At 41.4% G+C, this 25,412-nt stretch carries 25 protein-coding genes; all 25 read right to left on the minus strand.

Annotation, left to right across the window (positions count from 1 at the left end; genetic code table 11):
* Positions 1–180: 180 nt before the first annotated feature.
* The 25 genes from AC0MXB_RS05805 to flhF all read right to left on the minus strand — a co-directional run bounded on the left by AC0MXB_RS05805 (position 181) and on the right by flhF (position 25,412).
* Positions 181–3,861 (minus strand): PolC-type DNA polymerase III, encoded by a 3,681-nt coding sequence (locus AC0MXB_RS05805; RefSeq protein ID WP_474038660.1) that lies wholly within the window; start codon positions 3,859–3,861, stop codon positions 181–183.
* A 119-nt stretch (positions 3,862–3,980) separates the two neighbouring features.
* The gene (locus AC0MXB_RS05810) at positions 3,981–5,687 is read right to left on the minus strand and encodes a proline--tRNA ligase (RefSeq protein ID WP_474038661.1); all 1,707 of its coding nucleotides are present in this window, start codon (positions 5,685–5,687) and stop codon (positions 3,981–3,983) included.
* Positions 5,688–5,705: 18 nt separating this feature from the next.
* Positions 5,706–6,761, minus strand: coding sequence for a flavodoxin-dependent (E)-4-hydroxy-3-methylbut-2-enyl-diphosphate synthase (ispG, locus tag AC0MXB_RS05815; protein ID WP_474038662.1), 1,056 nt, complete (start codon positions 6,759–6,761; stop codon positions 5,706–5,708).
* Between the two features lie 27 nt (positions 6,762–6,788).
* On the minus strand, positions 6,789–7,820 hold the full coding sequence (gene rseP, locus AC0MXB_RS05820) for an RIP metalloprotease RseP (RefSeq protein ID WP_474038663.1): 1,032 nt from the start codon (positions 7,818–7,820) through the stop codon (positions 6,789–6,791).
* A gap of 40 nt (positions 7,821–7,860) precedes the next feature.
* Entirely contained in the window at positions 7,861–9,018 is a 1,158-nt protein-coding gene (locus AC0MXB_RS05825; RefSeq protein WP_474038664.1) for a 1-deoxy-D-xylulose-5-phosphate reductoisomerase, read from the minus strand.
* 10 nt (positions 9,019–9,028) lie between these two features.
* Positions 9,029–9,844: a phosphatidate cytidylyltransferase gene (locus AC0MXB_RS05830; protein WP_474038665.1), complete on the minus strand. Its 816-nt coding sequence runs from the start codon at positions 9,842–9,844 to the stop codon at positions 9,029–9,031.
* Positions 9,845–9,857: 13 nt separating this feature from the next.
* Positions 9,858–10,634, minus strand: a complete 777-nt coding sequence (locus AC0MXB_RS05835; RefSeq protein WP_474038666.1) for an isoprenyl transferase — start codon at positions 10,632–10,634, stop codon at positions 9,858–9,860.
* Between the two features lie 125 nt (positions 10,635–10,759).
* Positions 10,760–10,972 carry a hypothetical protein gene (locus tag AC0MXB_RS05840; protein ID WP_474038667.1) on the minus strand — a complete coding sequence of 71 codons (213 nt, stop codon included), beginning with the start codon at positions 10,970–10,972 and terminating at the stop codon, positions 10,760–10,762.
* Between the two features lie 3 nt (positions 10,973–10,975).
* Complete coding sequence (frr, locus tag AC0MXB_RS05845; RefSeq protein ID WP_474038752.1) at positions 10,976–11,497, minus strand: ribosome recycling factor; 522 nt, start codon at positions 11,495–11,497, stop codon at positions 10,976–10,978.
* A 28-nt stretch (positions 11,498–11,525) separates the two neighbouring features.
* Positions 11,526–12,260, minus strand: coding sequence for a UMP kinase (gene pyrH / locus AC0MXB_RS05850; RefSeq protein WP_474038668.1), 735 nt, complete (start codon positions 12,258–12,260; stop codon positions 11,526–11,528).
* Between the two features lie 76 nt (positions 12,261–12,336).
* The gene (gene tsf, locus AC0MXB_RS05855) at positions 12,337–12,984 is read right to left on the minus strand and encodes a translation elongation factor Ts (RefSeq protein WP_474038669.1); all 648 of its coding nucleotides are present in this window, start codon (positions 12,982–12,984) and stop codon (positions 12,337–12,339) included.
* 79 nt (positions 12,985–13,063) lie between these two features.
* On the minus strand, positions 13,064–13,768 hold the full coding sequence (gene rpsB, locus AC0MXB_RS05860) for a 30S ribosomal protein S2 (protein ID WP_474038670.1): 705 nt from the start codon (positions 13,766–13,768) through the stop codon (positions 13,064–13,066).
* A gap of 184 nt (positions 13,769–13,952) precedes the next feature.
* The gene (locus AC0MXB_RS05865; RefSeq protein WP_474038671.1) at positions 13,953–14,804 is read right to left on the minus strand and encodes a DUF6115 domain-containing protein; all 852 of its coding nucleotides are present in this window, start codon (positions 14,802–14,804) and stop codon (positions 13,953–13,955) included.
* A 22-nt stretch (positions 14,805–14,826) separates the two neighbouring features.
* Positions 14,827–15,168, minus strand: a complete 342-nt coding sequence (locus tag AC0MXB_RS05870) for a hypothetical protein (RefSeq protein WP_474038672.1) — start codon at positions 15,166–15,168, stop codon at positions 14,827–14,829.
* A gap of 28 nt (positions 15,169–15,196) precedes the next feature.
* Positions 15,197–16,819 carry a DUF342 domain-containing protein gene (locus AC0MXB_RS05875; RefSeq protein ID WP_474038673.1) on the minus strand — a complete coding sequence of 541 codons (1,623 nt, stop codon included), beginning with the start codon at positions 16,817–16,819 and terminating at the stop codon, positions 15,197–15,199.
* Positions 16,820–16,843: 24 nt separating this feature from the next.
* Positions 16,844–17,599, minus strand: coding sequence for a FliA/WhiG family RNA polymerase sigma factor (locus AC0MXB_RS05880; protein ID WP_474038674.1), 756 nt, complete (start codon positions 17,597–17,599; stop codon positions 16,844–16,846).
* A 26-nt stretch (positions 17,600–17,625) separates the two neighbouring features.
* Positions 17,626–17,952 carry a hypothetical protein gene (locus AC0MXB_RS05885; RefSeq protein ID WP_474038675.1) on the minus strand — a complete coding sequence of 109 codons (327 nt, stop codon included), beginning with the start codon at positions 17,950–17,952 and terminating at the stop codon, positions 17,626–17,628.
* 17 nt (positions 17,953–17,969) lie between these two features.
* The gene (locus AC0MXB_RS05890) at positions 17,970–18,455 is read right to left on the minus strand and encodes a chemotaxis protein CheD (protein ID WP_474038676.1); all 486 of its coding nucleotides are present in this window, start codon (positions 18,453–18,455) and stop codon (positions 17,970–17,972) included.
* Positions 18,455–19,075, minus strand: a complete 621-nt coding sequence (locus AC0MXB_RS05895) for a chemotaxis protein CheC (RefSeq protein WP_474038677.1) — start codon at positions 19,073–19,075, stop codon at positions 18,455–18,457. Before AC0MXB_RS05895 ends, AC0MXB_RS05890 begins: the two co-directional genes overlap by 1 nt.
* Before the next feature lie 28 nt (positions 19,076–19,103).
* Positions 19,104–19,571, minus strand: a complete 468-nt coding sequence (locus tag AC0MXB_RS05900; protein ID WP_474038678.1) for a chemotaxis protein CheW — start codon at positions 19,569–19,571, stop codon at positions 19,104–19,106.
* 14 nt (positions 19,572–19,585) lie between these two features.
* Positions 19,586–21,652 carry a chemotaxis protein CheA gene (locus AC0MXB_RS05905; protein ID WP_474038679.1) on the minus strand — a complete coding sequence of 689 codons (2,067 nt, stop codon included), beginning with the start codon at positions 21,650–21,652 and terminating at the stop codon, positions 19,586–19,588.
* A gap of 14 nt (positions 21,653–21,666) precedes the next feature.
* Entirely contained in the window at positions 21,667–22,719 is a 1,053-nt protein-coding gene (locus AC0MXB_RS05910; RefSeq protein WP_474038680.1) for a protein-glutamate methylesterase/protein-glutamine glutaminase, read from the minus strand.
* A gap of 19 nt (positions 22,720–22,738) precedes the next feature.
* Positions 22,739–23,380: a flagellar brake protein gene (locus tag AC0MXB_RS05915; protein WP_474038753.1), complete on the minus strand. Its 642-nt coding sequence runs from the start codon at positions 23,378–23,380 to the stop codon at positions 22,739–22,741.
* A gap of 25 nt (positions 23,381–23,405) precedes the next feature.
* On the minus strand, positions 23,406–24,308 hold the full coding sequence (locus tag AC0MXB_RS05920; protein ID WP_474038681.1) for a MinD/ParA family protein: 903 nt from the start codon (positions 24,306–24,308) through the stop codon (positions 23,406–23,408).
* A gap of 3 nt (positions 24,309–24,311) precedes the next feature.
* Positions 24,312–25,412 carry a flagellar biosynthesis protein FlhF gene (gene flhF, locus AC0MXB_RS05925; RefSeq protein ID WP_474038682.1) on the minus strand — a complete coding sequence of 367 codons (1,101 nt, stop codon included), beginning with the start codon at positions 25,410–25,412 and terminating at the stop codon, positions 24,312–24,314.

The raw sequence follows: 25,412 nt of genomic DNA on the forward strand, positions 1-25,412 counted from the left end.
CATAACCCCCATATAAAACATTACAATTATTATTTCCTAATAATGCCACTTGTTATACTGGTTAAATCACTGATCACCCATAAGAGGAAAGAGTGGGCATAGACCCACTCTCCGAGAAAACTAAGATTTCATACTCTAGTAATTATATCATAAACGATCATCGGTGACAACTATGCCGCTTCAACCAAAAAGCATCATCTGATCGGTTTCCGACATGCCATTCAGGCAGTTTTGCGAACGCAAAAGCTCAATAATCGTTTTCGAAATATGACTACGAGTTCTAAGATCTTCAATAGAAGAAAATGAGCGTTCTTCACGGGCTTGCACAATGTGCAAAGCGGCATTATCGCCTAATCCTTGTAGCCCCGCCAATGGCGGTAAAAGACCATTATCAACAATGCTAAATTTTGTTGCATCAGAACGATAAAGATCTACCTTATGAAAGGTGAAACCACGTAAATACATTTCCAAGGCCATTTCTAAGATCGTTTGCAGACTCTTTTCCTTCACAGCTAAAGTATTGCCTTTTTGTTCAAATTCTAGCAACTTGCGTTTAATAGCTAGTAGACCTTCACAAATCAGCGACGCATCAAAATCGTCAGCTCGTACCGTAAAATAAGAAGCGTAAAAGGCGAGCGGATAATGAACCTTGCAGTAAGCAATCCGATAAGCCATCATAACATACGCCACAGCATGAGCCTTAGGAAACATGTACTTGATTTTCTGACAAGATTCAATATACCAGTCAGGTACCGACTTGGCCTTCATCTTTTCCACCATATCAGGTTTTACGCCCTTGCCCTTACGGACACTCTCCATAATTTTAAAAGCATCAGAAGGATCAAGGCCCTTATGAATTAGATAAACCATGATATCATCACGTGCCGAAATGGCTTCTGAAAGTTTCGCTGTACCAGCCTTAATCAAATCCTGCGCATTATTCAGCCATACATCCGTTCCATGCGAAAAACCACTAATTCGAACAAGTTCACTAAATTTTTGTGGTTTCGTATCTTCTAGCATCTGCCGCACAAATTTCGTACCAAATTCAGGAATACCAAAAGTACCGACAGTACTACCCAACTCAGAAGGCGTTAGATTTAAGGCCGTTGTTGATGAAAAAAGGCTCATTGTTGCATCATCATCAAAAGGAAGCGTTTTGGCATCAAGTCCAGTAATATCCTCTAGCATACGAATCACTGTCGGATCGTCATGTCCCAGAATATCAAGCTTTACGAGCCGACTGCTAATGGAATGATAATCAAAATGTGTCGTAATGGTCGACGAATTTTTATCATCAGCCGGATATTGAATCGGTGTAAAATGGTGCACATCCATATCGCGCGGGACAACCATAATACCACCAGGATGCTGGCCTGTTGTCCGTTTTACGCCAGTGCAGCCAGAAACTAAATGATTAATATGGGCATTTCGCACATTTTCGCCGCGATCAGTATAATAGTTTTTCACAAACCCATAAGCCGTTTTTTCCGCAATCGTTGAAATGGTTCCAGCACGAAATACATTATCCTTACCAAAAAGCTCTTCTGTATACTTATGAGCCACAGGCTGATAATCGCCAGAAAAGTTAAGATCAATATCAGGAACTTTATCACCATGGAAGCCCATAAAAACCGCAAAGGGAATATCATGGCCGTTTTTGGCCATCGGTTTATGGCAAGTGGGACAATCCTTATCAGGTAAATCGAAACCACTGCCATAGGTACCGTCGGTAACAAACTCGCTATGCTTACATAGCGGGCAGCGCCAGTGAGGCGGCAGTGAATTTACTTCTGTAATATCCGTCATATGTGCGACAAAAGAAGAGCCGACAGATCCCCGCGAACCAACAAGGTAACCATCATCAAGCGATTTTTTTACAAGTTTGTGAGCAATCAAATATAAAACAGCAAAACCATGATTTATAATCGAATCAAGTTCATATTTTAAACGATCAGCCACAATTTGCGGCAAAGGTTCGCCATAAAGCGCCTTAGCTTTTTCATAGGACATGCTTTCAATCGCTTCTTCTGCACCAGGAATCTGCGGTGAATAGAGTTCATCAGGAATTGGCTTAAAGACTTCCACCGAAGCGGCTACGGCCTGAGGGTTCTTGACAACAACTTCGTAAGCCCGTTCCTTGCCTAAATAGGAAAATTCGATCAGCATTTCTTCTGTTGTATGAAGATACAAGGGCGGCTGTAGGGCCGCATCGGCATAATGCTGACCACACATTAAAATTTTCCGATAGACTTCATCTTCAGGATGAAGAAAGTGAACGTCGCCAGTAGCTACAACCAGCTTATTCAACTTATCAGCCAATTCTACGACCTTACGATTAATCTGCCGCAAGCCTTCATGATCAGGCACCATTCCCTGACGGACTAGAAATTCATTATTACCGATTGGTTGTATTTCTAAATAATCGTAGAAAGAAGCGATTTCTAACAATTTTTCCTCTGATGCACCAGCGACAATAGCACGAATTAATTCACCGGCTTCGCAGGCAGAACCAATAATCAAGCCTTCACGATGTTCGGCTAAGACCCGGCGGGGAAGACGCGGTTTGCGATGCAAATATTTTAGATGAGAGATCGATACTAGCCGATAGAGATTACGTAAACCGATCAAGTTTTTCGCCAAAATAATAACATGATTTGATTTCGTAATATCTTCCTCGCAAAGATAGCCTTCCATCCCATAGATAATCTTTATCCCCGCTTTTTCAGCCACTTCCTGTGCTTCTGGAAAAGCTTGTACGACGCCATGATCTGTAATCGCAATAGCTGGATGTCCCCAATCAGCAGCTGTCTGCACCAGACTTTTTACCGAAGCAACACCATCGAGCGTACTCATTCTAGTATGAGCATGAAGTTCCACTCTTTTTTCAGCGGCTTCATCAGAACGCTTGACCTTAGCGGTGCCGCGACAAAGGCTATCGGCAAAGAGCACTAACTCCAAGGCAAATTTATCATATTGTACAGATCCTTTTACTTTTACAGCCATTCCTTTTTTTAGGGCAGCCGCCACTTTTTCATACTGTTCTTTCGTATCAAAAAATGCTTTGCCGCTGATTCCGTCTGTATCATCAGCCAGATCAAAGGTCAATAAAAACCGGCCCGAACGAAGCTCTTTTAGATCAAAGTTAACAATTTGACCCGAAAGGACCACATTGCGCTGCTCTTCCTGAATTTCATGAATTGGTACCGATGTATCTTTAAAATTCTTACCGAAAATTAACGGACTGTCTTCTTTCTTACTATCCGCTTCTTGCAAATGTCCTTGTATGGCTTCCAAATACTCTGGCGTAATAAAATCATCGTCAGAAGGTGGCGGTACTTCTTCATTACAGGCAATGTCGATGCTAACAGACTGACCTAATTCACTTAAAAAGAATTTTTCCAGTCGTAACTGCACCTGATTTTTCTCTAACATGTAAGCTGTCATCTGGCCACTTGTCTCTAAGAGCAGGCGATTTCCCTGTACACGGCGCTCTGCCGACATGAGTAAATGCTTTAAACCTAAGTCACGCTGCGCCAGTTGTTGAACGACTTTTTCCCATTCTTGTTCCACATATTCAGACAAAGCCACTTTGACAACTGGCATAAAGGTAAAATTGACATAAGCAAGACCGCAGTTTTCTGTCAAATAGGCTTTCGCTTGTTCTAATAAGGCAGTCGAAACAGTTTGGCGATTACATAGAAAAACGTTCCAACCTCCTTTGATTGTATCCACTTCGACTTTCTGAATCGTGCTTTGACAAAAGATTTCTTTATCAGCATCAGAAGCCGGCAAGGTGTCTACGAAAGCAAAAAACTGCTCTGCGTGCTGCTGATCTGGAATTACACAATACGTATGCATAGGCTCCTCTCCACTGTTTAAAATCTATCATTTCGCTTTATGATTATTGTATCATATTTTTTTACTTGTGATTAAAAAAAGGCAGTGTGAGCATCACGCACCACTGCCTTTTCCTTTTCTTACAGCCCTTGCAGTAAAGTTTTTACAGCCTCTAAATAATTCGAAGCATCAAAGAAATACTGTTCGCCAGTGCGGCGTACTTTCACTTCCAGTTTGCCTTCGGCTAAAGTCTTAGGTCCTACGGTAATTTTTAAAGGATAACCAATCAGATCAGCATCTTTAAATTTCACACCAGGCCGTTCGGCACGATCATCAAGAACCGTTTCAATCCCAGCCTTTTGCAAAGTTTCATAAACCGTTTTAGCAAAAGCGATTTGCTCGGCATCTTTGACATTGACGGGAACAACAACAGCATGATACGGGGCAATCGGCACAGGCCAAATAATGCCATATTCATCATTATGCTGTTCAATCGCTGCAGCCATAGTTCGGCTAACGCCAATACCGTAGCAGCCCATAACCATCGGTTTTGATTTACCGTTTTCGTCAATATAGGTAGCATCAAGGGACTCACTGTATTTCGTAAAGAGCTTGAACACCTGTCCTGCCTCAATGCCGCGAGCCGTTTTCACCGGTGCACCACAACGCGGACAAGGATCGCCAGCCGCAATCAAACGAATATCTTTCACAATAGCTGCCGTAAAATCCCGTGTTGGATTGACGTTGCGATAATGTTTATCTACTTCATTGGCGCCACAAACCGCATTTTTCAAGTTCATCACAGTAGGATCGGCCACAATGGTTACATCTTTAAGTCCTACAGGTCCTAAAAAGCCCGCTGAACTATGGAGCTTATTTACAATCGCCTCGTCAGATGCCAAAGTAAGATCAATGCACCCCACTGCATTTTGCAATTTCACTTCATTGACCGTATGGTCGCCACGCACTAAAGCAACGATTAGTTCACCTTTTTCCGTCTGATAAGCAAGCGACTTAATCGTTTGCTCTGGTGAAACCTGTAAAAAGGCACAAACTTCAGCAATTGTTTTTTGCGCCGGTGTAGCAACAGCCACAAGTGCTTCAGCTGTTTCATCAGGAGCAGATAGCGCCGCCAGCTCGGCTTTTTCTACATTAGCTGCATAATCGCAGGCAGAACAAAAAGCAATCGCTGCTTCCCCCGCTTCTGCTAACACCATAAATTCGTGAGAACCACTACCGCCAATTTGCCCCGAGTCAGCCTCAACCGGACGGAAAGTGAGACCGCAGCGTGTGAAAATTCGCGTATAAGCATCATACATTTTCTGATAACTTACATCAAGACCCGCTTCATCACGATCAAAAGAATAAAGATCCTTCATGATAAACTCGCGTCCCCGCATTAAACCAAAACGTGGCCGAATTTCATCACGATATTTATTTTGAATTTGATAGAGCATAACAGGCAACTGTCGATAAGACTTGACTTCCGCTCGTACCAATGTAGTAATAATTTCTTCATGGGTTGGTCCCAAGCAAAAATCGCGATTATGACGATCTTTTAACCGGAACATCTCATCGCCATACACATCCCAACGGCCCGATTCTTTCCACAGTTCCGCTGGTTGAATAATCGGCATTAAGAGTTCTTGACCGCCTGCTTCATCCATTTCTTCCCGAATAATTGCTTCGATTTTTTTTAGCACGCGAAGCGCTAAAGGCAAATAAGTATATACACCGCCTGCCGCTTTACGAATCATGCCAGCCCGCAGCATTAGCTTGTGACTGATAATCTCCGCTTCGGCCGGTGTTTCTCTAAGTGTCGGCGCATAAAGTCTTGATGCTAACATCGTATATCCTCCCTACTATTAAACCATCTTATCTATTTCAGCAAACAAAGCACTCAGAAGTTCCGTTTCCGGTACTTTTCGTACAATCTCGCCTTTTACAAACAACAGCCCTTCGCCTTTACCGCCAGCAATACCTATATCAGCTTCTTTGGCTTCACCCGGACCATTTACAACACAACCCATTACCGCAACTTTGAGCGGTTTTTTCACTGTAGCAAGATACTCTTCTACTTGAGCCGCAATCGGTGCCAATTCAATATTACAACGACCGCAGGTAGGACAAGAAATCAGTGTCGGTCCATATTCTTTAAGACCAAGGGCTTTTAAAATTTCATTACCTGCTTTCACTTCGACAACAGGATCGCCTGTTAAGGAAACACGAAGTGTATCACCAATTCCTTCTGACAATAGACCGCCAATGCCGATTGCCGACTTAACAAGACCAGATTGATACGTACCAGCTTCCGTTACGCCAAGATGCAACGGATAACTACTGGTCTCTGCCATTAGACGGTAAGCCGTCATTGTCAGCGGAACATCATGGGCCTTTAAAGATATCTTTATATCGTAAAAGTCTTCCTGTTCCAACAAACGAATATGTTCTAGAGCGCTCTCAACTAGCGCTGCAGCTGTAGGATGACCGCCATGCTTTGCTAAGAGTTTTTTATCAAGCGATCCAGCATTAACCCCGATTCGAATGGGGATTCCCGCTTGTTTTGCCGCTTTGGTAACTGCTTTGACCTTCGTTTGATCGCCAATGTTGCCAGGATTAATTCTTAGACCGTCAATTCCTCGCTCAATGACAGTAAGCGCCAGCTTATGATCAAAATGAATATCAGCAATTAACGGTAAAGCAGTCTGTTCTTTTATGGCGAAAATCGCCTCGGCTGCTTGCTGGTCTGGTATGGCCAGACGAACAATATCACAACCAGCAGCTGCAAGTCGTTCAATCTGCTCTACTGTCGCCGCCACATCATCGGTTTTCGTATTGGTCATAGACTGTACGGAAATAGGGGCAAAACCGCCTACAGCAACAGATCCAATGTGAATCTGTCTCGTTTTTCTTCGTTCCATCGTCTGATCCCTCATCCATCTGTGAAATTAAAACAAATTCAATCTCGCTATATCTTTCATGGTAGCAAGAGCCATAAGCATTAATAACAACACCATACCGATCATTTGCACAATTTGAGCGCTACGTCGTCCTAAAGGCTTACCGCGAAGCGCTTCAATCGCTAAAGTAACAATATGACCACCATCTAAAACGGGTACAGGAAACAAGTTGATTAGCCCAAGATTAATACTTAAAAAAGCAGCAAATTGCAGCAGTGGTAAAATGCCAAGCTGCGCAACCTGACCAGTCATTTGCGCGACACCAATCGGGCCAGCAACTTCAGCGGCAATTTGACCTGATACCATTTGGCCAATTCCTACAAGCATGCCGCTCGCCACAACATAGGTTTGCTTAACAGAAAGCCCCATCGCTTCAAATATGCCGACTTTTTGATTTTCAATAATTGGCATTACGCCAATAACACCACGGTTTCCTTTTGGGTCGAACTCTGGCACAACTTTTGTTGTAACAGTAGCTTTATCGCGCACAACCGTAATTTCAAGGGGTTGACCGGCTTGGCCTTGCACCGCAGCAACAAACTGACTCCAAGTAGCGATTGTCGTACCATTTACCGACTGAATTCGATCCCCCTGCAAAAATCCAGCCCGTTCGGCTGGTCGTTCCGCCATGACCGAACCAATCACAGGCTCTGGTGAAACTTTATCAATGCCTGCGGAAAAAAAGACAATCGCAAAGAGCAACACAGGCAGTAAAAAATTCATAGCTGAACCTGCTACAATCACGAGCATTCTCGCCCAAATCGGCTTAGACTGAAAAGATCGTTCATCTTGCTCTTCATCAGGATCCATTCCGGCAATCTTATTAAATCCGCCTAACGGAATTAAGCGTAAGGAATAGAGAGTTTCACCGCGACGGACTGAGAAAATACTTTTGCCAAAACCAATAGCAAATTCATCGACACGCATTCCCGTCCATTTTGCTGTTGCAAAATGACCTAACTCATGGACAAAAACCAAAAGACCAAACACAAAAACAGTTGCAATAACTGTAATCGACAACAGATCATTCACCACCTTATTAAAATGTCCTGTATGAATCTTACAAGCTAAATTTCGTGATAGACTTTGCCGCCTGCTCTCTAGCCCAAGCATCAGCAACAAACACACTGTCGATCGACCATTCAGACATTCCCTGATGCGCTGCCAACGTTGCTTCAATGAGTGAGGCAATGGCTAGATAAGGAATTTTGCCAGCTACAAAAGCCTGAACGGCAATTTCATTGGCAGCATTAAAAACACAAGGATAAGACTTTCCCTGCCGTCCTGCTTCATAAGCCAGCTTTAATGCGGGAAATCGAATTAAATCAGGTTGTTCAAACGTTAATGATAAAGCTTGGCGAAAATCAAGCTGGGGATAATGCCCTGGTAACCGCGCAGGATAAGAAAAAGCATATTGAATAGGCAATCTCATATCAGGTTGTCCCAGCTGTGCTATAACCGATCCATCGATGGTCTGAATCATCGAATGAACAATACTTTGCGGATGAACTACTACATCAATGTCATCATAAGGCAACGAAAAAAGCCAATGCGCCTCAATCACTTCCAACCCTTTATTGGCTAGTGTTGAAGAATCTATCGTTACCTTCGGACCCATATTCCAATTTGGATGACACAGGCACTTCTCCACTGTAACAGATTGCAATTCTGTCATCGTAGAGTTTCGAAACGGACCGCCGGAAGCAGTGAGAAAAATTTTATGAAGCCGATTTTCTCCTAGGCCTTGCAAGCATTGAAAAATTGCACTATGTTCACTATCCACAGGCAAAAGCTTCACAGAGTGCTGCTTCGCTAAGGCTGTGACAAATTCACCAGCAGCTACCAGTGTTTCTTTATTCGCTAAAGCAATATGTTTCCCTGCTTTGATCGCAGCAATCGTTGGTTTGAGTCCTGCAAACCCTACAAGCGAAGTTAAAACAGTTTGAGCATCCGTCTCAGTCGCTGCAGCAAGCAAGCCATCTTCGCCCATCAAAATACGCGTCGGTCCCTTATAGCGCTGGCAGAGCCGTTTTGCTGCCGCTTCATCGGTAAGAACAGCTACTTTAGGCCGAAATATATTGATCTGTTCTTCGAGCAGTCGATCATTGCTTTGCGCCGTCAAGGCAGCAACAGTAAACAACTGCGGAAAATGAGAAATAACTTCTAAAGCCTGAGTCCCAATAGAACCAGTACTTCCCAAAATTGCTATTGTATGCATAGTTTCTCCTCTAGCCTAACAAGGCAATGACATAATAATATACTGCAGGAACAGCAAATAAAATACTATCAAAACGATCTAAAATTCCACCATGCCCTGGCAGAATCGTGCCAGAGTCTTTAATTTGAGCAAATCGTTTTATAGCCGATTCAGCTAAGTCACCTAACGGGGCCATAACACCGACTAAAATCCCCATAGCTAAACTATGTAGCCAGGGAAGGCCAACATAAACACTAAAAGAAAGCACCACTAAGAGACTACCACAAACACCGCCGATAGATCCTTCAATTGTTTTACTAGGACTAATAGCTGGGCAAAGTCTGTGCTTGCCAAACCGAGAGCCAATAAAATAAGCAAAGGTGTCACTAGCCCATGTACCTAAAAATGCAAGCCATAAATAAGCAGTGCTATAGGTCAAACTACCAAAGCAAAGTATCCTCTCGTCATAAAAGCGCAACAAAATAAGGTGAGAAAAAGTGAGCCCAATATAGCTGATTCCTAATATAGTAAAGGCCACATCGGAAATAGCGCACTTTTCACGAAATAATATACAATGAGCCAGTGATAGCAAATTTACGCAAGTTAACAGACCAATCATTTCACTACTATTTCCCAACCAGGCGCAGGCTGGCAACAAGAATACTGTGAAGGCGCCTAGCCAATAATTGCAACGAATCTCTCGCGTAAGCAGCATGCGGCAATACTCATGCCATGCGAGCAGCGTAATAAGTAAAATGGTTAAAACATAAGGCCACTGTCCGTAATTGACTACCCACACAGTATAAGCCATTCCGATCAGGGCCGTAAGAATTCGCTTTCCCAGCATCTTGACACCCACTTTATTTTTTCAATCCGCCAAACCGTCGATCCCTCTTTTGATAGTCAAGAATTGCTTCCACTAACAGTTCTGGCGTAAAATCCGGCCAATTTGTTTTTGTAAACCAAAATTCGGTATAAGCAGACTGCCATAATAAAAAATTACTGATCCGTTGGTCGCCACTTGGCCGAATTAAAAGCTCCGGGTCAGGTAAAGTTTTCGTAAATAAGGCATCACTTATACTCTCTTCCGTAATCGCTTCTATAGCAAGCGTTCCAGCCTGTACCTGACGAGCTAAAATTTGAAAAGCCTGTACAAGTTCAGCCCGACCACCGTAATTCACCGCTAAATTCAAAACAAGCCCTTGATTCTGCGCCGTATACTGAACAGCCTCATTCATCTTAGTTTGTAATAGAGGCGATAGTTTTGATAAATCGCCGCTAAATATAATACGAACTTGATTTTGATGCAATTCTTCAACCTCATTATCAAGATAAGAAGAAAAAAGTTGCATTAATAAATCAACTTCATCTTTTGGCCGTTTCCAGTTTTCCGTAGAAAACGCATAAGCCGTGATAGCACCTACCCCAATATCGGAAGCAAAACGAACAATCTTTTTTAGTGTTACCGCTCCGGCCTTATGACCAAAAGAGCGCAACAAACCACGATTTTGTGCCCAGCGACCATTGCCATCCATAATAATGGCAATATGCTTAGGAATCCTATCCATCTTCAATTTTTTCATTGCCGTAGAAAGTTCTGTCGAGGTCTTATTTCGCTTTAAAAACCACTTTAACATGCATAAACCACCCGTCAATAAACTTTTGAATTTTATGATGAGTAGAAAACCCCCTCACACGAGGGGGTTTAAAAGCTACGATAGCACCCTTAAGGGCAAACCGCCACACAGGTACTGCTGTTTGGTTATAAATATGAAGGAACTATCCTTGCAGCAAGAATCAATTCACAATGATTTTCCGTACTCTTACACTGACGCAACACATATAAATCTTCTTTCATTAATTTACTGCGTCCTAATGGCGGCTCAGTTACGACATAAGAATAAGAAATTCCCGCTTCTTGTAATTTTCGAACAGCTATTGTCATAGGATAGCCAATTAAATTTAAAGAAGACACTGTTTACACTTCCATAATTTCTTTTTCTTTCACTACTGCGGCTTGATCAATTTCTTTAATAAATCGATCAGTCAGCTTCTGCATGTCATCTTGTGCTTTTTTTAATTCGTCTTCAGAAATAGTATGATCTTTTTCCATCTTTTTTAAGGCATCATTTGCGTCACGCCGCACATTTCTTACAACGACACGGCCTTCTTCCGCTTTCTTATGTAACATTTTTACATATTCTGCACGGCGGTCCTGAGTAAGTTGAGGAATGGCCAGTCGAATCACAACGCCATCACTATTAGGCATGAGACCTAAATCAGATTTTAAAATCGCTTTTTCAATAGGAGAAAGCATCGTTTTTTCCCAAGGTTGAATGACAATAATACGCGGTTCCGGCACAGAAATATTGGCAACCTGATTCACAGGTGTAGGCGTACCATAATAATCCACCGTAATTTTGTCAAGCAAAGCAGGCGTAGCACGACCTGTACGAATACTAGCCATATCGCGACGCACAGCTTCCAATGCTTTTTTCATTTTCTCTTCATGGGCAGTATAAACCTCTTTAGTGGTCAATTTTATTACCTCCCACAATTGTTCCAATGTCTTTACCAAGTACAGCCTGCAGTATATTGCCTGGCTCATCAATGCTAAAAACAACCATTGGAATTTCATTATCCATACATAAAGACGTGGCTGTAGAGTCCATAACAGCTAAGCCGCGTTGCAATACTTCAATATATTCTAGTTCTTTAAACTTCTTTGCATCGGGATTATGGCGAGGATCACAGTCATAAACCCCATCAGCATTTTTCTTAGCCATTAAAATAACATCTGCTTCAATCTCAGCAGCACGCAATGCCGCTGTCGTATCGGTCGAAAAGTAAGGATTTCCCGTTCCAGCAGCAAAAATAACAACACGGCCTTTTTCCAAATGACGAATTGCTTTACGGCGAATATAAGGTTCAGCAACTTGACGCATCTCAATTGCTGTCTGTACACGCGTATCAACACCGCACTGTTCTAAAGCATCTTGCAAAGCCAATGAATTCATAACCGTAGCCAACATCCCCATATAATCAGCTGTTGCCCGATCCATGCCTTTGGCACTACCAGCAAGTCCGCGCCAAATATTACCGCCACCAACAACAAGTGCTACTTCTACGCCAGTATCGCGAATTTGTCGAATTTCCTTTGCTATGCTATCAACTGTCACAGGATCAATGCCGTATCCTATATTCCCCGCCATTGCTTCGCCGCTTAGTTTCAAAACAACCCGTTTATATTTCGATTGTTCCAAAAAAAACCCTCCGCCTTTCATCTCAAATCTCTCTTCTTGTAGTAAAGAAGAGAACACAAACGTGTTCTCTTTGTTCTTATTGCTTTACAGCAGCTTGTACTTCAGCAGCAAAATCATTTGATTTTTTTTCTAAACCTTCGCCAAGCTGGAAGCGGCAAAAACGGCGTATCGAAATATTTTCACCGATTTTACTGATTTTTTCATTGATCAACTGCGTGATTGTTACATCAGGATTCTTTATGTAAGTTTGTTCCATCAGGCAGATTTCTTTATAGAATTTTTCAACACGGCCTGTAATCATTTTTTCTACAATATTAGCCGGTTTTCCTTCATTTAAAGCCTGTGCTTTCAGAACTTCTTTTTCATGTTCTACTAAATCGGCCGGAACTTCTTCACGACGCACATAGAGAGGATTGGCAGCAGCAATCTGCATAGCTACGTCTTTAGCCAGTTCTTTAAAATCATCGGTTTTAGCAACAAAATCAGTTTCACAGTTCAATTCAAGCATAACGCCGATGCGTCCGCCGCCGTGAATATAAGATTCTACGACGCCTTCTGCAGCAATTCGTCCAGCTTTTTTCGCAGCGGCTGCTAAACCTTTTTCACGTAAAAAGTCAACTGCTTTATCCATATCACCCTCAGTTGCAGCCAAAGCTTTTTTACAATCCATCATACCTGCACCAGTACGTTCGCGCAAGTCTTTTACCATTCCTGCTGTAATCATTCATGTGCCTCCTATTTATTAGTAAAGGTAAGGAACACAAACAGCGTCTGTCCCCTTACCTTTAAGAAATTATTTTCGATTATTCAGCGTCAGCTAACTGTTCGCCTTGCTTGCCTTCTAAAACTGCATCTGCCATTTTGCCTGTAAGAAGTTTTACAGCACGAATAGCATCATCATTACCAGGAATTACTTGGTCAATTTCATCAGGATCGCAGTTCGTATCAACAATAGCGACGATAGGAATACCCAGTTTGCGTGCTTCGGCAATTGCAATGCGTTCTTTACGAGGATCGATTACAAATAAAGCGCCAGGAAGCTGCTGCATATTTTTGATGCCGCCTAAGAATTTCTGCAGACGTTCCATTTCATGACGAAGAGTTAAAACTTCTTTCTTCGGCAGAACATCAAACGTTCCGTCTTCTTCCATTTTTTCCAATTCTTTTAAACGGCTAATCCGTTTTTGAATTGTTTGGAAGTTTGTGAGCATACCGCCCAACCATCTTTCATTTACGTAAAACATTTCGCAGCGAGCAGCTTCTTCTTTAACAGCTTCCTGCGCTTGTTTTTTCGTACCGACAAAAAGAATCGTTTTGCCTTCACCTGCTAGGTTACGAACAAAATTGTAAGCTTCCTCAACTTTTTTTACGGTTTTCTGTAAATCGATAATATAAATCCCGTTACGTTCCGTAAAAATGTAGGTAGCCATTTTAGGGTTCCATCTTCTTGTTTGGTGACCAAAGTGGACACCTGCTTCCAATAGTTGTTTCATTGAAATTACTGACATGGTATAGCACCTCCTGTTATTTTCCGCCGCAACTCGCATTTTTGACTGGAACCTTTATGGCACTGCCAGCCCCATTGAATTGCGTGTGAATTATACCGGAATATATTTTATCATAAATAAACGATAGATACAAGCACAAATTTTAATTTATCGTAAATGCCCTTTAACTTTTAATATGAGCAATTTATGATGTCTTATTCAATTCAAGAAATAATAAAATCTCGCCTTTGCCTAAACCTGTTACCTTAGAAATTTCCGTAACAGTATAACCTTGTTGCGCCATAGCCAATACAACAGGTCGTTGTTGTTGTATTGATTGATCTAGTTTAGCAATGTCTTGTTCGACCGAAGCTTTATGTTGCTCCGCCGCTAGCGCATCAGCCAATCTAGTGTCTGGTTCACTCGAATTAACTGCTTGGGGCTGATTTACCGTCTCATCGGAAGTCACTGCTTCCGTTTCCAGTGATGCTGGCGCTAAAATAGAAGTTTCTCGTTGGTGTTGATATTGATTAAAAGCATAAGGAACCACTTTCTCAAGCGGCTCCGGCTGTGATGACAGCTTTTGTTCCGTTTCTCGAACCTGATAGAGTGGGATCGCTTCTTGTAATTCCACTCTATTACGCGCTAAGGAAAGATCTTCTTTGGCTAATTGCATAAGAGCAGTTTTTTGAGTATTAGCGAGTACAGTATTAACAACTTTGGCTTCCGATATTTTTTCATCAAGTTCATTCATTTTTTTATCTGTGTCAGACAAGGCTTGGCTCATGGAAGTCAATTTACTTTCACTTTGACGAATGGTTTCACCCATCCTTTCCATTTTATGGTCAGCTTCTGCCAACAGCGATTCAAGCTGAATAATATGTCCTTCTAGATTTTTAATTACTGTATCAGCAGTAAGCTCTAGCTGATCTTGCAAATCATTTGCTGGTTTCGCTAATTGATTGCTAAAACGTTGTTTAAGCAAATCCTGTTTTGAAAAAGCTAGTAAAGCTAATGCCAACAAAAACGTGACCGCCACAACTACTGTAGTTAACATAAAGACACCTCAATTACCCTGCTCAAGTTTTAATATCAATAGTATGACCTCGTACTGGATCGCTAGGAATCACCGTTTTGGGCAGTGACATAGCATTTTCTTCTTGCGACGAATCACGCTTTGAAAACTGTTTTTGGGAATGGCCTTTTTCTTGTTCACGCTCTTGATCGCGTGTAATTTTTCCGCCTTCTGACTTATCGCTTTGCTGTACTTGCTGCTGGCGGTGATTTGTTACAGTTTTAAATTGTTCGCTAACAATCTGCTGATCTAACGCGGGCTGTTGGTTCGCAATTTGTTGCATTTTTCCGACATCAGTTGTTCGTGGAATCAACACTTGCATCTCCATGGGCCTAATGCCATTCATTGCTATCACCACCTACTAAGATCAAAGCTTACCGATAAGAACCAACCACAATTTCCCCATCATCCTCATAAAAGGAAACAAATTTCATGTTTTCCCTTATAGGTTTCACTAAAGTGCCTACTACAACTTTCACCCCTGGATATACTGTATCAGCTATCTTAATTTTGCCATAGCGCATATCATCAAACATGGCCTCAATTTCTGTCAGACGTTTTTTATGCGTTTCTTGCTGGCCCATTAAATGAAATTGCGCTTTTGTCATTTTTAACAACATTTCCCGTTTATCAGGCGACAATTTTTCTGGATCAACTGATTTCAAAATAGTCAGAGCTTTTTGTGCTTGCTCTAAGGTAACATTCAGTTTCTTCATTTCCCGTCGAAGAAACTGATGTTCTTCTCTAAGCATCGGATTTACACCGACTTCTAGATCTGTACTAACAGACATATAGGTTCCAGCAACTTTTGCGCGAATTTCCTCGCCAGCTGACACAGTTCCGCCAGCAATTAAACCTTTACGTCCTTCGACAATAATTTTCTTAGCCGCACTGACCCTGCTATGTAAAATTACATCAGCTACAAGAACTTCCCCGCCGGCAAATACTGTAGCATTTTCAATGAACTTTGCCGTCACATTTTCTAAGGCTTTTACATAACCACGGTTCATTCCCTGAATTCCAGTTCGAACTAATACATTTTTGCCTTCTACTGTGCCACCGGCAATAGCCCCCATAACCTCTATATCGCCGGCTGCCTTTACGGAAAACCCAGATTGAACAGACCCACGAATTGTGACACTACCGATAAAGTCAATGTTACCAGTAGACAAGTCAACATCACCCTTGATTTCAATCACTGGAACCACATTCACTTTACCATTCGTCAAAAGAGCTTGGCCAGCAATATCGGCAACAATTCGATTTTCTTCAATCCGAACATTTTTCCCTACAGGAAGCGGTAAATCCTTGCCTGGTTTAGGTGAAATATCCGTCCCTAAAATATCTTTTCCTGGTGAGCCACTTGTTGCTGGAATTTTTTCTGCTAATACATCATCTTGCTTAACAACGGTAAACAAATTAAGATCTTTATAATCAACCGTCCCATTGTCCTTTTCAACAGGACGACCACGATTTGCATCGTCAAAAAGCACTTTTATTTCTGAACTTTTACCATCAACAGCGGCAAGACCCTTAGCACATATCACCGTACTGCCAGGACGCTCATTAGCCTGCTGAACTGCCGCCTCATCAATTCCATAAACAATGCCTGCAGCTGCTAATTTATCCATAATTTCTTGCAAATTAATCGGACGGCAACGTGGTGGTTTTTTTATGGAAAGATTGGCTGACATGCGATCACGCGCAACAAGTATCGTATATTCCGGCTCAGCCGCTTCCGCTTTATAATCAGCAATTTTGACAGGTGTCCCCGTAGCTTCGGCAATTGTTTTAGAAATCATCCCCGCTTTTATATCCGAAATTTCTCTTGCAGCCAGCTCTTGTAAAATAGCAGCTTCCGCCACAATTTTTCCGTCTCCCTGGGGAGGATGAACCGTCAAATAAACGCCCTTTTCACTTGTTTCTAGTGAATAATACCCATTAAGGTCTTTTAATTTATCTTCGACTACTTCTACAATGCGTTCATGTTCAGACACTGTAATCCTCCTCTCAAACCGAGACTAGAGTAAACTAGACTTCAGACGGGACAAAGCGGCCCTCATCCGAAAAATAGCCTTGGTATGCAACTGAGAAATTCTTGCTTCCGAAAGTTTCATAATTAAACTAATTTCTTTGAGGGTTAATCCTTCATAATAATAAAGAGATAAAACAATTTTTTCTTTTTCCTGTAAGTTATCAATCGTTTGCGCTAAAGTAATTTTAACCTCTTCATCCTCAATCGCCTGTGATGGATTCACTAGGCCTGAAGAGCTTTCTGACTTTGCATAATCTTCCAAAGGAATCAAAGTCGTTGCATTAAGCTGTGAAAGTAGCTGATAGTACTGTTCTAAAGGTATTGTAAGTTCATCAGCAATTTCCTGATCAGTAGCGGATCGACCTAAACGATTCTCCAGACGGACCAAAGCCTGTTCATACTGTTTCGCCTTTTGGCGCAATGTTGTAGGAATCCAGTCTTGGGCCCGCAGAGAATCTAAAATAGCGCCACGTATGCGAGCAACAGCATACGTTTCAAATTTAACACCACGCTTTTGATCATATCGTTCAATCGCGTCAAGTAATCCAAAGAAACCATTGCTTAGCAAATCATCCTTGTCCACATAGTGAGGTAAACCAATGGCAATCCTACCAGCAACAATTTTTACAAGAGGCAAATATTGTTCAATAATTTTATCCCGTAGAATGATCGACTTCTCTTGACTGTAGGCTTCCCACAATTGAAATATCTCATTATTTTTGCTTTCGTTCAAAACTGTCATTCATTATCCCCCGTCCCTTATCGAAATCACCCTTTCGATTCGGATATATGCTCAAGCTTATCGGCAGATAAGGGTTGAAAAGAAGAATTCACATTCTGCTCTTCTCTTTCATTCTCAAGGGGTTCTTGATTCGAAGCTAAGTCTTTTTTTATTTCTTCACTATTTGCAATAAGACTTTTAAAAGTTCGTTTGACCCACAAGGTAAGAACCAGCCCGAGAGAAGCAAAAAACAATAAAGAGATAGAGGATCGAAACAAAATAGCCATAGGTCGCACTTGCTGGGAAAAGGCACAAAAAGCAGTAAGAACTGATGCAACTGCTGCAAGTGCTAAGGCTGGAATAAATTGATTCACACCATTGCAACTCCTCTCTATAGCTCCTTCTCTCCTTTATCAATTGTTTTTACTCGATACATACCTGTATCAAGTTTTATTTCTACAGTACGTCCGTAATTTCCTCCAGTATCTTCAGCAACTAATCGAATTGCTAGTTTTTTCAAAACAACTTTTACTGCCTCGGAGTTACGTTCACCGACGCGCATAATGTCTGTCGCATTAGTAAAAGTAAACATTTGTGCACCACCAGCAATTTTCGCTGTAATTCGACTGCGAGAGGCGCCGCTTTTGATCATTTCTTCTAACATTAGCGGAATTGCCGTATCAGCGAATTTGGCTGGATTTTCTGTAGAACGAGCTTGGGTACTATCTGGAAGCATAATGTGGGCAAGACCGCCAATTTTAGTAATAGGGTCATATAACGCAATTCCTACACAGGAACCTAGCCCATAGCTGATAATACTGGCTGGATTGGAACCGATTTTATAATCAGCCATTCCGACTTTAATCAATTCAGCCATTATTCCTTCACCCCTATTGCCGAAAGAATCGTGCTCAAGGATCCGGGATCGGGAATCAAAAAGAAGTGGCCTTTTACACCTTCGAATTCAGTCGTAAATTCCGTTTCAATAACGAGGGCATGATCTCCCATTTGACCAATTTGGCTCAAAATAACACTCAAAATAGCGCCAGCCATATCAATTGCCAAAGCGGGAATAGATGGTAAAAGTGTCAATTTTGTAAAAAAGGATAAAGCATTCAGGTAAGCGCCTGCTAAAATATTGCCAATTTCCATCAAAGCCGATTCATCCATGGAGTTCAATGAAGTTGTATAGCCTTGCTCTCGTCCCATCAACATGTCTACGAGATAAAACGCACTATCACGTGGCAGCAAGAACAAAATACTGCCTGGCGCCGGACCAAATACACGCAAATACACGCCAGCTACCATAGCATCAGGACCGCCAACAACATCGGGAACATCGCCAAGAGGAAGAATGGAAACTTGCGGCACAGTCATGTCAATTTTGCGATTAATAATCTGCGATAAGGCAGTGGCGGCATTACCAGCTCCTACATTGCCAATTTCTCGCAAAGCATCAAGCTGCATAGTTGACAACTTTAAAATTTCTTCAGACAAGATTTCCACCTCATTACTTGCGTATTCACTAACCTACTTTAGCATTTTCTTGATTCATACCAATAATCGCTTCTAAATTCAATAAGATCAGCAGACGATTATCAAGCTTGCCAACACCATCTAGATAATTCGCTGCTACGTCAGTAACAACAGACTGGGAAGACTCAATATTTTCATGAGAAATCGCCATAACTTCCGATACAGCATCAACAATTAGACCAACAGTAATTTCTTGTATTTTTACAATAACGATACGTGTATCATCAGTAAACTCGCCAGCTTGCAAACTCAGACGTCGCTTCAAATCAAGAACGGGAAGAACACTCCCTCTTAGATTCATCACGCCGCGAATATAGTCAGGAGTATAAGGCACACGAGTAATATCGGTCATGCGCTTAATCTCCTGAACTTGCAAAATACTAATGGCATATTCTTCTCTGCCTAATTTAAAAACAACAAGTTGAAGTTCATTTTCCGTAAACGTCTGTTCTGCCATTTTTTGCACCTCCCTTATTGCATTAATGAGCCGACATCTAAGATCAGGGCAACTTGGCCGTTCCCTAAAATAGTAGCGCCAGCAATTACTTTAATTCCTGCAAGCAATTTACCTAAAGATTTAATAACAATTTCCTGCTGACCAATCAGCGTATCGACAATAATACCAGCACGCCGATCGCCTAAATGAACAATAACAACGAAAAGTTCTTCCTGTTCATTTTTTTCTTTGGTCGGAACTTCTAAAGATTCCGCCAAACGAACAATTGGAATAATCTGGCCTCGCAGTAAAATAACTTCTTGATTTTGTACTGTTTTGATGTCGTCATGGGTAATATTAATTGTACTATCAATAGCCCCTAACGGAATTGCATAAATTTCTTCACTAACATTGACTAGAAGCGCTTGAATAATTGCTAATGTCAAAGGCAAACGAATTTTAAACTTACTACCTTCGCCTACTTTTGTTTCCACATCAACCATACCGCCAAGCGACTCTATTTTAGTTTTAACAACATCCATACCAACACCGCGTCCAGATACGTCTGTCAGTACCTCCGCTGTTGAAAACCCAGGATAAAAAACCATACGAACTGCTTCATTAGGATCCATTTTATCAACATCAGCTTGCGTAACTAGACCTTTTTCTACAGCCTTACGCTTAATCACTTCTGGATTAATTCCCTTGCCATCGTCTTCAACCATAATAATTACATTATTGCCCTCATGGCTGGCAATCAAACGAACTTCGCCTACCGGATTTTTCCCCTGAGCTTCCCGTTCCTCCGGATGCTCAATACCATGGTCAATGGAGTTACGGAGCAAATGGACAAGGGGATCGCCAATTTCGTCAATAACAGTACGATCAAGTTCTGTTTCTTCCCCTTGAATAATCAAATTAATTTCTTTATTTAACTCATGGGATAAATCGCGAACCATACGAGGAAACCGATTAAAAACTTGGCCAACTGGCACCATGCGGACTTTCATAACAACATTCTGCAAATCTGTTGTTACACGATCCATTTGCTCAATCGTTTCGACAAGGTCTGTCAATTTATGAGTGATTCCAATCTGTTCAAGACGTGTTTTATTAATAACAAGTTCGCCTACTAAATTTAATAAACTATCTAGTTTATCAATATCGACACGAACCGACTGGCCACTTTTGAGTTTTTGTGAATTATCATTTCCTTTAGGCGCACCAGCTGGCTTTTTAGGTGCTGGTGCAGCATTTTGCGGAGTACTAGCACTCGTAGCGGCTGCCACTGGAGCCGCTTTAACTTCCGGTACTTTCATTTCACATACCAAAACCTGCGCAGTGTCAACTTCCGAAATATTTAAAACAGTTTGTTGTATCTTGTCAGCTTCATTGCCAGTCACAAGAAATACCTGGAAAGAAAGTTCAAAATTTTCCCGTTCTAATTCCTCAGCGGCGGGAACCGCTTTAAAAACTTCGCCCATTTCTTCCAAGGCGCTCATTACCATATAGGCGCGAGCTGACTTGAGTATACAGCCATCACGTAGCTTTACTTGTATTTCATAAGCAACTAGCCCTTGCTGCTGGGCTTGTAAAATGACACCTTTCTCGGATTCGCTAAATTCCATCGTCGAAAGCGGCTCACCGCTTGCTGTAGAGGTTGCAGTTGCTGCTGCCGTTGCTGTAACCTGCGGTGAAGCAGCACTTTCACCAGCACCAGATTCACCTTTGGCAATTTGGTGTAATTTTTGAATAAGCGGAGCAATTTCAATATCAGATTCTGTATTATTAGACACGCTTTCAACAAGCTGTTCTAGCGTATCTACGCAACGAAATAACGTATTAACAATAACCTCACTCGCATTTAAAACAGATTTACGCAATAAATCAAGCACATTTTCCATTTCATGCGTTAATTCAGCAATTTGTGTAAATCCCATTGTAGCTGACATACCTTTGATCGTATGAGCGCTACGAAAAATTTCATCAAGAACGCTTAAATCACTTGGATCATTTTCTAATTCTAGTAGATTTTGATTTAATGTCTGCAAATGTTCGCGTGACTCTTCTAAAAACATACCCATGTATTGATTTGTATCCATAGTTGCACCTCCAGTTATTTTGTAACGGCCTTGACAATCTCGTTAGCAACTGCATGAAGTGGTACAAGACGATCAACGACCCCCAACTCAACGGCTGACTTAGGCATCCCATAAACAACAGCCGTTGTCTGGTCTTCAGCAATTGTAATTCCATTAAAACGTTTGATGGCAGCAATCCCTTTTGAACCATCATGGCCCATTCCAGTTAAAATAACTCCAATTGCCTTTTGTTTATATAAATTCGCAATACTTTCCAGCATGGGATCAACTGCTGGGCGATGTCCGCCAATAGGAGGATTTTGATTTAACTTCACAACGGTTTTATTTTGCGTTCGCTCGAAAGTCATATGATAATTTCCAGGAGCAATTAGCACGAGTCCATGACGCAAAATATCATTGTTTTCTGCCTCCTTTATGGTCAAAGCTGAAAGCGAATTTAATCTTTCTGCTAAAGATTTAGTAAAACCAGGAGGCATATGCTGCACAATCACAATACTACTTGGCAGCGTCCCCGGTAAATTTGTCAGCACTTCCTGCAAAGCTCTTGGACCACCTGTTGATGTACCAATGGCAACAACTTTATCATCTACCGCTTCAGCCAAAGGTTGCAGCGGTGTTTTTTTCGGAACCGCGACAGGAGCAACAGGAAAAGGGCTCCTCTTTAGAGTGCTTACATTTACCTTCGCTGCAGCTCGGCATTTTTCGACAACTTCGTTTTGAATGCCGGAAAGTGTCGAAATCGGCCCAGCTGTTTTGGCAATAAAGTCGACTGCACCAAGTTCTAACGCACGTAAAGTGGCTTCCGCTCCATCATGAGTTAAACTGCTAATCATAACTACAGGAACAGGGGTTTGCTTCATGATTTCTTCTAATGCTTTTATTCCGTCAACAACAGGCATCTCTACATCTAAAGTAACAAGATCAGGTTTTAAGTGCTTTACCTTATCAATGGCATCTTTGCCATTGCGAGCCGTGTCAACTACAGAAAAATCAGGCTGGGAAACAAATAAGTCTGTCAGCATTTTGCGCATGAATGCCGAGTCGTCTACAATTAGTACTCTGATCATCTTGGATCCCACCGTTTCTTTATAGTCCTTTTCGTTTACGCTCCAGCTGTTTTTGATAAATAAATTTAATAATTTTCCCTCTATCTTTTTCAATAATTTCGCCATAGGCGATGCCAAGCAAGAAAATTGGTCGTTCCGCCACTTGCTTTTGTACACGGATAACCGTTCCCGTTGCCATAACCAGTTCGCCGTCGCCTAAATCTATCGTCAAAACCACTTCTGTTTGCAATAAAAAGGGTTTTGATGCAATTAAACAAACACCGCCACCGCTAAGATCGCGGGTAATCATTTGTTCACTTTGTTCACCGGCTTCATTCTGCCACTTTACTATAACAGATACTCCTATATCTAAACGGACAAAAGATCTTTGCTGTATCTTTTGTATTTCTGTCGGCATCGTTACAAGCCATACAGGAATTGGACGCAGCCTTTTGTCTTGGTAAACGCTCTTAAATTGATAACGCCCCGTTTCATTTAAAATACTGCCATAAAAAGAAGTTCCTGAAAGAGGAATGACTGGCATTTGCTGCTTCATCGGCATAGCTAAAATTAACTGATTCTTTCCTATTTCTTCAATTCGGCTACGATGATATTCTGTTTCTCGCCCACTCACGAGAATAATTTCTACCCGTTGATTGACTTGTAAAATTTGATGACTAATGAAAAATCCCCCCTATGAAAACCACTTAACGCAATATATCTAAAAACTTCGAAAAAAATCCGCGAATTCCTTTCGGCACCAATATTTTTTCTTCTAAAGTAATTTTATAAGCAATTTCTTCAATACATTGAGAGGAGATTGAGTTCGGATATGACAAAAGAAGGGGTTTTTGTTTTTTCACCGCTTCCATCATAGAGCGATCTTCATAAATAAAGCCTAACTGTGCTAGGGGAATTTTTAAAAATTTCTGAGCTACATGACCCAATTTATCAAAAACAAATTGTCCTTCTGTAACATCAAGAACACGATTCACGACTAAATGCAACGGTGCTGTTACTTGATGACTGGCAATTGTTTTAACCATAGCATACGCATCGGTGATCGCCGTTGGCTCCGGCGTTGTAATTAAAATCACTTCATCTGCAGCCATCACAAAATTAATAACATTACGATGAATGCCAGCTCCCGTATCAATCAATATAATATCAGCCCAGCTATCAAAAAGAGTAATTTTACGAACGAGCCTTTCTAGCGCTTCGTTTGACAAGTTCGCTAATTCATGAATCCCAGAACCACCTGATAAAAATTTAATTCCACACGGCCCCTCCGTAATAACATCATTTACATCCATGTCGCTAGAAAGAAGATGCATTAAGGTATAAGGAACATGACAGCCTAAAACAATATCAATATTAGCCATACCAAGATCGGCATCAATTACTAAAACCTTTTTTTGATAAGCAGCTAAAGCCAAAGCTAAATTAATGGTAAAATTAGTTTTGCCTACTCCGCCTTTACCACTTGTCACTGTAATAACACGGGATTTTGCCAACTGCTGTTGTTTAATAATTTTGCCACGAGGAGACTGCGGCAAAGCTGTCGAAGAGTTTTTCGCCATAAGGCGCAGTTTTTCTGCTTGATCTTTCATAGGCTATTCCTTTAAAAGAAGATTTGCTAATTTAGCCGGATCGGCTAACTCAATATCGTCAGGCACATTCTGACCTGTTGTAATATAAGACAGTCTTGCCGGAAAATGATACAACAAATTAAAAATGGTTCCTATATTCGTAGATTCATCGGCTTTTGTGAACAGAAATTTTTGTGGCGAACAGGCTGAAAACTTATTTACAATCTCTAATGCATCGCGATATTTTGTATTTGTTCCTAAAACCAAATGTTTTTCAATCGAAGCGTCTACCGAAAGCAGTGTTTGCAATTCAACCAAATGTTGTTGATTCGAAGGACTTCTTCCGGCGGTATCTACTAAAACCAAGTTTTTATCGCGATACCGATTAATCGCCGCTTTCAGTTCTTCTGGTGTATACACAATATCTAAGGGAACGCCAATAATATCGGCATAGGTTTTCAGTTGGTCAACTGCGGCAATTCGATATGTATCAGCCGTAACAAGTGCGACTTTATAGCCCTGCTTTAAGGCAAAATTAGCAGCTAGTTTTGCAATTGTCGTTGTTTTACCGACACCAGTCGGACCAATAAGCGCTACAACTTTGCACTGGTTTTCCACAAATTCGATCCCATTAATATTGGCAAAATACTGGTGGATTTTATGATAAAGCTGTCTTTTTACCATTTGCAGTTCTTGTTTAGATGGCGTTGAACTCACAAGAACGTTTTTCAACAGTTCTTCGGCAATAGGTAAATCTACATCATTATTCAAAAGCAATTGCAAGTAAGGAAAAAGTGGATTTTCCGTGGAAGCTTTTGTTCCTTCTTGCGGAACTTTATCTAGCACTTGCTCCATAAGATTCTTCATCGTAGCTAATTCTTCTTGCATTGCTACTATCTTATTTTCCGCTTCAGTGGGTTTTATCGGTAGAATCGGTTTTACATCTGCCGTTTTTACAGCATTTGATTCAATTGCCGCCATAACTTCGACCATATCTTTGGCGAAAAATCCCAAAAAACCGCCTTTTTTAAACCGTCTAGTATGAAGTATAACAGCATCACGGCCTAACTCTGTTTTCACCTGTGCCATTGCTTCCTGCATAGAACTGGCTGTATAAGATTTCAC

The sequence above is a fragment of the Pelorhabdus sp. sgz311001 genome (assembly GCF_055901755.1).

Coding starts and splice junctions, on each gene's coding strand:
- AC0MXB_RS05805 (WP_474038660.1), bottom strand. CDS start 3,861: ATGCATACGTATTGTGTAATTCCAGATCAGCAGCACGCAGAGCAGTTT.
- AC0MXB_RS05810 (WP_474038661.1), bottom strand. CDS start 5,687: ATGTTAGCATCAAGACTTTATGCGCCGACACTTAGAGAAACACCGGCC.
- ispG (WP_474038662.1), bottom strand. CDS start 6,761: ATGGAACGAAGAAAAACGAGACAGATTCACATTGGATCTGTTGCTGTA.
- AC0MXB_RS05825 (WP_474038664.1), bottom strand. CDS start 9,018: ATGCATACAATAGCAATTTTGGGAAGTACTGGTTCTATTGGGACTCAG.
- AC0MXB_RS05830 (WP_474038665.1), bottom strand. CDS start 9,844: ATGCTGGGAAAGCGAATTCTTACGGCCCTGATCGGAATGGCTTATACT.
- AC0MXB_RS05835 (WP_474038666.1), bottom strand. CDS start 10,634: ATGTTAAAGTGGTTTTTAAAGCGAAATAAGACCTCGACAGAACTTTCT.
- frr (WP_474038752.1), bottom strand. CDS start 11,497: ATGAAAAAAGCATTGGAAGCTGTGCGTCGCGATATGGCTAGTATTCGT.
- tsf (WP_474038669.1), bottom strand. CDS start 12,984: ATGATTACAGCAGGAATGGTAAAAGACTTGCGCGAACGTACTGGTGCA.
- rpsB (WP_474038670.1), bottom strand. CDS start 13,768: ATGTCAGTAATTTCAATGAAACAACTATTGGAAGCAGGTGTCCACTTT.
- AC0MXB_RS05865 (WP_474038671.1), bottom strand. CDS start 14,804: ATGTTAACTACAGTAGTTGTGGCGGTCACGTTTTTGTTGGCATTAGCT.
- AC0MXB_RS05870 (WP_474038672.1), bottom strand. CDS start 15,168: ATGAATGGCATTAGGCCCATGGAGATGCAAGTGTTGATTCCACGAACA.
- AC0MXB_RS05880 (WP_474038674.1), bottom strand. CDS start 17,599: ATGACAGTTTTGAACGAAAGCAAAAATAATGAGATATTTCAATTGTGG.
- AC0MXB_RS05890 (WP_474038676.1), bottom strand. CDS start 18,455: ATGGCTGAATTGATTAAAGTCGGAATGGCTGATTATAAAATCGGTTCC.
- AC0MXB_RS05900 (WP_474038678.1), bottom strand. CDS start 19,571: ATGGCAGAACAGACGTTTACGGAAAATGAACTTCAACTTGTTGTTTTT.
- AC0MXB_RS05905 (WP_474038679.1), bottom strand. CDS start 21,652: ATGGATACAAATCAATACATGGGTATGTTTTTAGAAGAGTCACGCGAA.
- AC0MXB_RS05910 (WP_474038680.1), bottom strand. CDS start 22,719: ATGATCAGAGTACTAATTGTAGACGACTCGGCATTCATGCGCAAAATG.
- AC0MXB_RS05920 (WP_474038681.1), bottom strand. CDS start 24,308: ATGAAAGATCAAGCAGAAAAACTGCGCCTTATGGCGAAAAACTCTTCG.